This window comes from Amycolatopsis kentuckyensis (assembly GCF_002155975.1).
GTDB lineage: Bacteria > Actinomycetota > Actinomycetes > Mycobacteriales > Pseudonocardiaceae > Amycolatopsis > Amycolatopsis kentuckyensis.
On record NZ_MUMI01000105.1, the window covers coordinates 1 to 9,730 of the forward strand.

Below are 9,730 nucleotides of genomic sequence, written 5' to 3' on the forward strand. Positions count from 1 at the left end.
ACGACGGCCGCGGCATCCCGACCGGCACCCACGCCAAGTCCGGTTTGTCCGGCGTCGAACTGGTGCTGACGCGGCTGCACGCCGGCGGCAAGTTCGGCGGCTCCGGCTACAAGACCTCCGGCGGCCTGCACGGCGTCGGCGCTTCGGCGGTCAACGCGCTGTCGCACCGCTTCGACGTCACGGTGAAGCAGGACGGCAAGGTCCACCAGATGTCGTTCAAGCACGGCGTCCCCGGCACCTTCGACGCGCCCGGCCCGAAGGCGAAGTTCACCCGCCGGTCCGGGCTGAACGTCACCGGCAAGATGAAGCGCGGCGAGCGCAGCGGAACCTCGATCCGCTACTGGTACGACGCGCGCTACTTCGAGTCCGGCGCGGCGCTCGACGTCGAAGGCGTCCGGGCGAAGCTGCGCAACACCGCGTTCCTCGTCCCGGGCGTCACGTACGTGCTGCGCACCGCGATCGAAGACACGATCAACGAGGAGACCTTCCACTTCCCGAACGGCCTGGTCGACATGGTCGACTTCCTCACGCCGTCGGGCGAAAAGCCGGTCTGCGGCACGCTGCTGATCACCGGCGAGGGCACGTACAAGGAGAACGCGGCCGACGCGGCCGGCGTCATGCAGTCCAATGTGGAGCGGCACGCCGAGATCGAGGTGGCGCTGCGCTGGGGCACCGGCTACGAGCGCACGGTGGAGTGCTTCACCAACACGATCCGCAACGTCCACGGCGGCACCCACCGCCGCGGCTTCGACCGCGCGATGGCGAAGGCCTTGCAGGACGCGATCTCCAAGACCCGCGGGCTGCTCAAGCCCAAGGAGGACATGCCGACGATCGAGGACGTCCTCGAGGGCATGACCGCCGTGATCCACGTCCGGCTGCCGGAGCCGCAGTTCACGTCGCAGACCAAGGACGAGCTGTCCACCGCCGGGATCACCCGCGTGCTGCAGGGCATCGTCGACAAGCACGTCAAGGCCTGGACCGAGGATCGCAAGACGAAGTCCGAAGCCAAGGTCGTGCTCCAGAAGGTGGTCGACGCCTCCCGCGTCCGGCTCACCCAGAAGCAGCAGAAGGACGCCGCCCGGCGCAAGACCGCCCTCGAAGGCGCGGCGATGCCGCCGAAGCTGGTCGACTGCCGCACCACCGGCGTCGCCCGCAGCGAGCTGTTCCTGGTCGAGGGTGACAGCGCGCTGGGGTCGGCGCGGATGGCGCGCGTGTCGGAGTACCAGGCGCTGCTGCCGCTGCGCGGCAAGATCCTGAACGTCCAGAAGGCGTCGCTGGGCGACACGCTGAAGAACGCCGAGATCGCGTCGATCGTCCAGGTGCTCGGCGCGGGCACCGGCCGCACGTTCGACCTGACGACCATGCGCTACGGCCGAGTGATCCTGATGGCGGACGCGGATGTCGACGGCTCGCACATCCGCACGCTGCTGATCACGCTGTTCGCGAAGTACATGCGCCCGGTGATCGAGGACGGCCGGCTGTACGCGGCGATGCCGCCGCTGCACAAGCTCGTCACGAAGGGCCGCAACCCGGAGACGCACTTCACCTTCACCCAGCGGGAGATGGAGCAGAAGTTCGCCGAGCTGGAGCGGGCGGGCAAGAACATCGTCACGCCGGTGCCGCGGTTCAAGGGTCTCGGCGAGATGGACGCCGACGAGCTGTGGGAGACCACGATGAACCCGGCGACCCGCTCGGTCCGCCGCATCACCATGGACGACGCCGAAGCCGCCGAGGGCGCGCTGGAACTGCTGATGGGCGAGAAGGTCGAGCCCCGGCGGAACTGGCTGGTCGCCTCCTCCGACCGGGTCGACCGCGAAGCCATCGACGCCTGATTTCGTAGCTACCAAGGAGTTCTGCCGTGGCACGCCGCAAGGGCACCACCACCAAGGTCGATCCGAGCGCGTTCGACGCCGCCGGGGCCCAGGTCTTCGAGAACCCGCTGAAGACGGAGATCGAAGACTCCTACCTGGAGTACGCGTATTCGGTCATCCACTCGCGCGCCCTGCCGGACGCGCGGGACGGGCTCAAGCCGGTGCACCGCCGGATCCTGTACTCGATGAACGAGAACGGCTACCGGCCGACGCACGCGTACGTGAAGTCGTCGCGCGTGGTCGGCGACGTGATGGGCAAGTACCACCCCCACGGTGACGTCGCGATCTACGACGCGATGGTGCGGCTGGCGCAGGACTTCTCGCTGAACGTCCCGCTGATCGACGGCCACGGCAACTTCGGCTCCCCCGACGACGGCCCGGCCGCTTCGCGGTACACCGAAGCGCGCATGTCGCCCGAGGCGATGCAGCTGGTCGGCGAGCTCGGCGAGGACACCGTCGACTTCCGGCCGAACTACGACGGTTCGCTCGAAGAGCCGTCCGTGCTGCCCGCGGCGTTCCCGAACCTGCTGGTCAACGGCACGTCCGGGATCGCGGTCGGGATGGCGACCAACATGATCCCGCACAACCTCGGCGAGGTCATCGCGGCGGCGCGCTGGCTGATCACGCACCCGTCGGCGACGCTCGACAAGCTGATGGAGTTCGTGCCCGGCCCCGACCTGCCGACCGGCGGCAAGCTGCTGGGCCTCGACGAGGTCCGCCGTGCCTACGAGACCGGCCGCGGCGTGGTCCGGATGCGCGCGAACGTCGAGACCGGCCCCCTGGAAGGCAGCCGCGGGCGCCAGGCGATCACCGTCACCGAGCTGCCCTACGGCGTCGGCCCGGAGAAGGTGATCGAGAAGATCACCGACGAGGTCAACAAGTCCAAGCGGCTCACCGGCATCGCCGACGTCAAGGACCTCACCGACCGCGAGAACGGCACGCGGCTGGTCATCGAGTGCAAGGTGGGCGTCAACCCGCAGGCCCTGCTGGCGGACCTGTACCGGCTCACGCCGCTGGAGCAGTCGTTCGGCATCAACAACCTGGTGCTCGTCGACGGCCAGCCGCAGACGCTGGGCCTGAAGGAACTCCTCGAAGTCTTCCTCCGCCACCGCTACGACGTCGTCACGCGGCGCACGAAGTACCGGCGCCGCAAGCGCGAAGAGCGCCTGCACCTGGTCGACGGCCTGCTGATCGCGCTGCTGAACATCGACAAGGTCATCAAGCTCATCCGCGAAAGCGAGAACGCGCAGGCTGCGAAGGACGGCTTGATGACGCGTTTCAAGCTGTCGGAGATCCAGGCGACCTACATCCTGGACACGCCGCTGCGCCGGCTGACCAAGTACGACCGCCTCGAACTCGAGTCGGAGCAGGAGCGCCTGCGCGAGGAGATCGCGGAACTGACCAAGATCCTCGACGACGAGTCGGTGCTGAAGAAGCTCGTCTCGGCGGAGCTGGCGAAGATCGCGAAGGACTTCCCGACCGAGCGCCGCACGGCCCTGATCGACGGCGACCTGAAGGAAGTCCTGGCCGCGTCGAAGCCTTCGGGCCCCCTGGAAGTGGCGGACGACCCGTGCCAGGTGATCCTGTCGGCGACCGGGCTGGTGGCCCGCACCGCGGCGGAGTCCGAGGAGGCGACGGAGACGCGCCGCCGCAACGGCCGGGTGAAGCATGACGCGGTCTCGGCGGTCGTCCACACGACCGCGCGCGGGCAGGTGCTGCTGGTGACCAGCCGCGGCCGGGCGTTCAAGACGGACGTGCTGCCGCTGCCGGTGTTGCCCGAGCAGGCCGGCACGGTGTCGTTGCGCGGCGGCATGGCGGCTCGCGAGCTGGTGCCCTTGGAGAAGGGCGAGACGGTGATCGGCATCGCGCCGCTGGGCGAGCAGGCGGCGGGCTCCCCGGGCCTCGCGCTCGGCACCCGCGCCGGCGTCGTGAAGATCTGTGCGCCGGAGTGGCCGGTCCGCTCGGACGAGTTCGAAGTGATCTCGCTGAAGGACGGCGACGAAGTCGTCGGCGCAACGTGGCTGACGGACGGCACGGAGACGCTGGCGTTCGTGTCGTCGGAGGCGTCGCTGCTGAAGTACGCGGCCTCGCTGGTCCGGCCGCAGGGCCTCAAGGGCGGCGGCATGGCGGGCATGAACGTGGGTTCGGGCTCGGTGGTGTTCTTCGGCGCGGTCCGCACGGACGACGACGAGCACGGCGAGCCGCTGGTCATCACGGCAACGGGCCAGAGCGTGAAGGTGACCCCGTTCAGCGAGTACCCGCCCAAGGGCCGCGCCACGGGCGGCGTCCGGGCCCACCGTTTCCTCAAGGGCGAGACGGCGTTGCGAGTGGCTTGGATCGGCCCCCGCCCGGCCGGCGCGGCCCGCAACGGAGACCCGGTGGAACTCCCGGAGATCGACGTCCGCCGCGACGGCTCGGGCCACGCCCACCCGGGCCCGGACGTGGTCGGCCACCTCATCGAGCGCGACTGATCCGTGAGGGGCCACCTCGGAAGGTGGCCCCTCACGTCCCGCTAGGCGACCTTGAACGACTGAGCGGCGCTGCCGCTACAGGCCGCCTGGACCAGCTGGACACTGTCCGCTGTGGACGATCCCGGCACGGTCAGGCACTTGCCGCTGTGGCGGGCGACGAAGTGGTAGTAGCCGCCGCCCTCGGACACCGGTTGCCACTGCTGGTTGCCGCCGCCGCTGTAGGACCACAGCTGCAGCCCGGCGTTGTCGGCCGTCGAGACGTCGGTGACGTCGATGACCTGGGCCGCGTTCGTCCGGTTGTTGATCCGGTCGTAGCCGCCGCTGGTCGGGGCGAACTGGTACTGCTGGGCCGCGGTGCCGTTGCAGGTGTACTGCTGGATCACCGTGCCGTTGGCGCTGCCGGCCGCGCGGGCGTCGACGCACTTGCCGGACGCCTTGTTCGTCACGGCGTAGAAGACCGCGGGGTCGATCGTGCCCGGGTCCGGCGGGGTGGTCGTCCCGCCGCCGCCGAGCCACTTCAGGCCGTCGAGCACGAAGCGGTTCTGGTCGGCGCTCTCGAACGTCGACGACAGCGCCGTGTTCGTCTCGTAGTTCATCGCGTTGTGGCCGAAGTTGGCGTAGAGCATCTTGTAGTTCTTGTTCGTCCACGCGATCGGGTAGTAGCCGCTGTACCAGGTCTGGTTCGGGTCGGTGCCGATCGGGAAGGTGGACTGGTCCATCGAGGCCAGGATCGTGATGTTGCCGTTCTGGCGCAGGTCGTTCTGCCAGGCGTACCACTCCGACGTCGACGACCGGATCGTCGCCGGCAGGTTCGCCGTCGACGGGTGCGTGCGGGTCTCGATCCGCAGCGTCTCCGGCGTCGGGCCCCACGTGTTCGACGTGAACCGGCCGGTGCCGAGGAAGTCGTTGTGGAACCAGTTCGCGTACGACGGCGTCGAGCTGTCGTTGTAGGCGGTGACGTGGAAGCCGAAGAACCCGCCGCCGGCCTGCACGTACCGCTGGAAGCCCTGGAACTGCGCCTGCGACTGCGGCTGGTCGTCGAGGAACAGCACCACCTGGTACTGGTCCGGGGTGATCGTGGTGAGCTGGTTCCAGTTGGTCGTCGCGGTGTAGGTGAACCCGTTGGCCGCCGCCTGCTGCGGGAACCAGACGTTGGCTTCCTTCTCGAAACTGATGTGCGCGGCGTCGTAGGAGCCGCTGTAGAAGGCGAGCACCTTGAACGGCGTCGCGGCCTGCACCGCCGGGGCGCCCAGCGAGAGTCCTAGGCAGGCGGCGAAGAAGGCGAGAATCCTGAGCAGGGGACGGCGGGGCATGCGTGAACCTTTCCGGTGGGGGACGGGGATCACCAGTGGTGCGAGTAGCGCAGGCCGAAGCCGAACGGGAACAGCGCGGGTTTGCCGTCGCCGACGTTGATCGGCTGCTGGTCGGCGCTGCGCATCCAGGTCACCGGCAGCTTGCCGGTCGGGTTGTAGTCGCCGAAGAGGACGTCGGCGACGCCCTGGCCTTCGCTGCCCGGCAGCCACGACTCGACGAGCCCGGCCCAGTCCGGCAGCTGCGCGGCGATGTCGAGCGGGCGCCCGGAAACCAGCACGACGACCGTCGGCACGCCGGAGTCCTTCAGCGTCCGCAGCGTGGCGAGATCGGTGGCGTCCAGCCCCATTCCCTGCGGCCGGTCGCCCTTGCCCTCGGCGTACGGCGTCTCCCCCACGACCGCGACGGCGACGTCGTAGCTCCGGTCGATCCCGGTGCCGTCCTTGGCGAAGGTGACGTTCGAGGACTTCTGCCGCAGGCCCTGCAGGATGGTGGTGCCGGGGATGACCGGGCCGCTGGTGCCCTGCCAGCCGACGGTCCAGCCGCCGGACTGGTTGCCGAGGTCGTCGGCGCTCTTGCCGGCCACGAAGATCTTGCCGCGCCGGGAAAGCGGGAGGACGTGGTGCTCGTTCTTCAGCAGCACCTGCGATTCCCGCACGGCCTGGCGCGCGAGATCCCGGTGCGGCTTGCTGCCGATGGTGGCGAGGAACCGCCGGTCGGTCAGCGGGTGCTCGAACAGGCCGAGCTCGAACTTCTTGGTGAGGATGCGCCGGTTGGCGTCGTCGATCCGGCTCATCGGCACCCGGCCCTCGAGCACCAGCGACCGCAACGTGCCGAGGAACTTCCGCCACTCGAAGGGCACCATGACCATGTCGATGCCGGCGTTGATCGAGGCCTCGACCTCTTCGGGGGTGAACCCGCTCTGGCCGTCGATCTTGTCGACGCCGTTGTAGTCCGAGACGACGATCCCGCCGAAGCCGAGTTCCTTCTTGAGGACGTCGTTGATCAGGTACGAGCCGGCGTGCATCTTGACGCCGTTCCAGCTGCTGTAGGAGATCATCACCGAGCCGACCCCGCGCTGCACCGCGGCCCGGAACGGCGGCAGGTGGATCGCGCGCAGTTCCTGTTCGCTGAGCTCGGTGTTGCCTTCGTTGACCCCGCCGGTGGTGCCGCCGTCGCCGACGTAGTGCTTGGCGGTGGCCATGACCCGGTTCGCCTGCAGGCCGGTGATGATCGACGTCATCTGCGTGACGAGCCGCGGGTCTTCGCCGAAGGACTCGTAGGTCCGGCCCCACCGATCGTTGCGGGCGACGCACAGGCAGGGCGCGAAGTCCCAGTCGATCCCGGTGCCGGAGACCTCTTCCGCGGTGGCGCGGCCGATCTTCTCGACGAGCCGCGGATCGCGCGTGGCACCGAGGCCGATGTTGTGCGGGAAGACGGTGGCGCCGTAGAGGCCGTTGTGGCCGTGAACGGCATCGACGCCGTAGACGAGCGGAATACCGAGCGGCGTGGCGAGCGCGGCCTTCTGGAAGCCGTCGTACATGTCGGCCCAGGTGACGGGCGTGTTCGGCGTCGGCTGCGAGCTCCCCCCGGAGAGCAGCGACCCGAGCCGCCCGGCGGTGACGTCGGCCGGGCTGGTGACGCCGAGCCGTTCGGCCTGCACCATCTGGCCGAGCTTGTCGTCGAGCGTCATCCGGGAGAGCAGATCGGCCACCCGCACCTTGACCGGGCGCCAGGAGTCCTTGTAGGCGGGGCCGTTTCCGGCGAGCGCGGGGGTTTCCGAGGTCAGCACCAACGCGAGAGCCAGCGCGCCGATGCCCAGCCTGCGTCCGAGGCGCATCCGGGTCCTCCTCGTCGAGAGACCAAAATTCACGCCTTGAATTAATACATAGGCTCAGACGTTGGTCCAGACCTCTCAGCGAACTCGGTTTCCGCTCAGCGGGACGGCACGACCAGCCGGGCGCGCAGGGCGCGGAGTTCGCCACCGGTGACACCGGCGTCGAGCAGGTACCGCTCGACGTCGAAACCGTCGAGCGTCGCCAGCACGGCACCTTCGAGCGTGGTGCCGTGCTTCGCGAGGGCGGCCCGGATGATCGATCCCTGGTCGTCGACGCCCATCGCGGCGTACAGCGCCGCAACGCCTTCGGCCGACATGGCGTAGTCGGCGGCGATCGCCCAGGGTTCGACGCCGGCCAGCGCGAGCAGCAGGAGCGCGATCAGGCCCGTCCGGTCCCGGCCCGCGCCGCAGTGGAAGAGGACCCCACCGGATTCGGAGGCGTGCCCGATCGCCTTGACGACCGCAGCGCAGCGCCCGGCCTTCTCCCGGAGGAAAACGGGGTAGTAGAGCGGGGAGCCGTTGAGCCCGGCACCGTTGATGCGCTGCCAGAAGGCGAGGTCGCCGATGTCGTCGAGCGGGACTTCGAGCCGGGCGATCCCGGCCGGCGTGACCGGACCCGCGGTGGCCGCGACGAACTGCGCCGAACCCGCCTGCGCGGTCCGGAGTTCGGCCGCGGGCCGGATCTCGTCCGCGTTCCGGAGGTCGACGACGGTGCGGACGCCCGCGTCACGCGCCTGCGCCCACCCCGCCTCGGTGACGAACCGCAGGTCCGCCGCCCGGAAGAAGGCACCGAACCCGGTCGTCCGCCCGGACGTCGTCGGCAGCCCGCCGAGGTCCCGGGTGTTGTGGAAACCCGGCCAGGACACGACTCTCACGATTTTGTCGGCCCTCTCCGGTAGCGTGGAAAACGGGGGCTGCTCAGCGATCCGAGCGCAAGGAGGCCGGGTCGAAGCTCTCCCAGTAAGCGTCCTCGTCCTCGACGCTCGCAGCGGGAGCCGCAGCAGGCGCCGACCCCAGCCGCTCCTCCCGCAGCCGCTGGAACTCCTCGACCGTCATCCCCGGGTCGTCGTCCTCCGCCCGGGCCGGCGCCGGCATCCCCGTCATCTGCTCGATCATGTACGTCATGTCCTCGCCCACCAGCAGGGCGACCTTGTTGTACCCGTCCTGCGTGGCCTCGCGCATGGCCGCCTGGGCGATCTCCACCACCAAGGGCCCCAACCGTTCCCCCAGCTCCACCGCCGACGGCGCGAGCCACAGCCGCAGCAGCTTGCCCCGCGCGTCCACCGTCACCTCGACCTGCCCGTCGCGGTCGTGCGCCGTACCGGAAGCCGAGGCCAGGAGCTCCTCCACGCGGGCCATCGCCTCTTCGCGCGCCCGGGCCTGGGCGATCAGCTGGCGGGTCGTGATCACCGCGGTCCCCCTCCGTACGAGTACGTCTCGGCGTCCGGGTCGTCGTCCGGGATCGGCTCGTAGCCCAGGGTTTCGAGCTGTTCCGGAGCGACCGCCGCAGACAAGGCGTGGTACATCCGGTCACCCGCCCGCCGGGTCGCGCGCTGGGCGAGCTCGAAGATCCGGTCGGCGATCACCGCGGAGCCGTGCCGCAACTCCGACCGGTGGATCGACACGCCCGTCAGCAATCCGCCCGGCGCCACCTGGACTTCGATGCCGCCGGCCGAAGCCTTGCCCACCACCGGGCCCGAGCGCTCGAGGCGCGCGGAAACCTCCGCGCCCGCCCGCGCCGCCTGCTCGGCGATCCGCGCGGACGCCAGTTCGATGTCGAATTCAGCCACAGCTCACCCCGTAGGCCGGTAGAAGCCGATGAACGACTGTCCCGCGTTCGTGGTGCGGATCTTGCTGATCTGCACCGGGTCGCCCGCCTCGATCATCTGGCCGTCGCCGATCACCATCGCCACGTGACCGGACCACACGACGAGGTCGCCGGGCAGCAGCTGGTCGATCGAGGGCACCTCGGCCCCGACCGTCTGCTGCGCCGCCGTCCGCGGCAGCTGCAGGCCCGCGTCCTGGTACGACGTCATGGTCAGCCCGCTGCAGTCGAGGCCGACGCCCCGCGCGGTGCCGCCCCACACGTACGGCACGCCGAGCTGCGCGAGCGCGTTGCGCACGGCCTTGGCCGCGGTTTCGTTCGGCGCCATCACCTGCTTGCCGCCGGGCAGGTTGATCGCGACGCCGCTGCCGGGCTGCGGCGGGATCGCGACCGGCAGCCGCGGCTTGTGGACGGC

The 9,730-nt window shown here is 69.8% G+C and carries 8 protein-coding genes; 2 read left to right on the forward strand and 6 right to left on the reverse strand.

The genetic code is table 11. From position 1 onward, the window contains the following. A partial coding sequence (locus CCN39_RS11680) for a DNA gyrase/topoisomerase IV subunit B (RefSeq protein WP_086841193.1) occupies positions 1-1,832 on the forward strand: 1,832 nt, incomplete at its 5' end. Between the two features lie 26 nt (positions 1,833-1,858). After that, positions 1,859-4,342: a DNA gyrase/topoisomerase IV subunit A gene (locus CCN39_RS11685; RefSeq protein WP_086841195.1), complete on the forward strand. Its 2,484-nt coding sequence runs from the start codon at positions 1,859-1,861 to the stop codon at positions 4,340-4,342. A 41-nt stretch (positions 4,343-4,383) separates the two neighbouring features. Here the strand turns inward: CCN39_RS11685 and CCN39_RS11690 are convergent, their stop codons facing one another. From CCN39_RS11690 to CCN39_RS11715, 6 genes are all read right to left on the reverse strand, one after another. Further along, positions 4,384-5,655 (reverse strand): ThuA domain-containing protein, encoded by a 1,272-nt coding sequence (locus tag CCN39_RS11690; RefSeq protein WP_086841197.1) that lies wholly within the window; start codon positions 5,653-5,655, stop codon positions 4,384-4,386. A gap of 29 nt (positions 5,656-5,684) precedes the next feature. Beyond that, complete coding sequence (locus tag CCN39_RS11695; protein WP_086841199.1) at positions 5,685-7,493, reverse strand: glycoside hydrolase family 3 protein; 1,809 nt, start codon at positions 7,491-7,493, stop codon at positions 5,685-5,687. A gap of 95 nt (positions 7,494-7,588) precedes the next feature. Then, a complete protein-coding gene (locus tag CCN39_RS11700; protein WP_086841201.1) occupies positions 7,589-8,356 on the reverse strand; it encodes a tyrosine-protein phosphatase in 768 nt (255 codons plus the stop codon). Between the two features lie 52 nt (positions 8,357-8,408). Continuing rightward, the gene (locus CCN39_RS11705; RefSeq protein ID WP_086841203.1) at positions 8,409-8,900 is read right to left on the reverse strand and encodes a YbaB/EbfC family nucleoid-associated protein; all 492 of its coding nucleotides are present in this window, start codon (positions 8,898-8,900) and stop codon (positions 8,409-8,411) included. Next, complete coding sequence (locus CCN39_RS11710) at positions 8,897-9,280, reverse strand: hypothetical protein (RefSeq protein ID WP_086841205.1); 384 nt, start codon at positions 9,278-9,280, stop codon at positions 8,897-8,899. Before CCN39_RS11710 ends, CCN39_RS11705 begins: the two co-directional genes overlap by 4 nt. Before the next feature lie 3 nt (positions 9,281-9,283). Continuing rightward, a partial coding sequence (locus CCN39_RS11715; RefSeq protein WP_143264016.1) for a C40 family peptidase occupies positions 9,284-9,730 on the reverse strand: 447 nt, incomplete at its 5' end.

Coding starts and splice junctions, on each gene's coding strand:
- CCN39_RS11690 (WP_086841197.1), bottom strand. CDS start 5,655: ATGCCCCGCCGTCCCCTGCTCAGGATTCTCGCCTTCTTCGCCGCCTGC.
- CCN39_RS11695 (WP_086841199.1), bottom strand. CDS start 7,493: ATGCGCCTCGGACGCAGGCTGGGCATCGGCGCGCTGGCTCTCGCGTTG.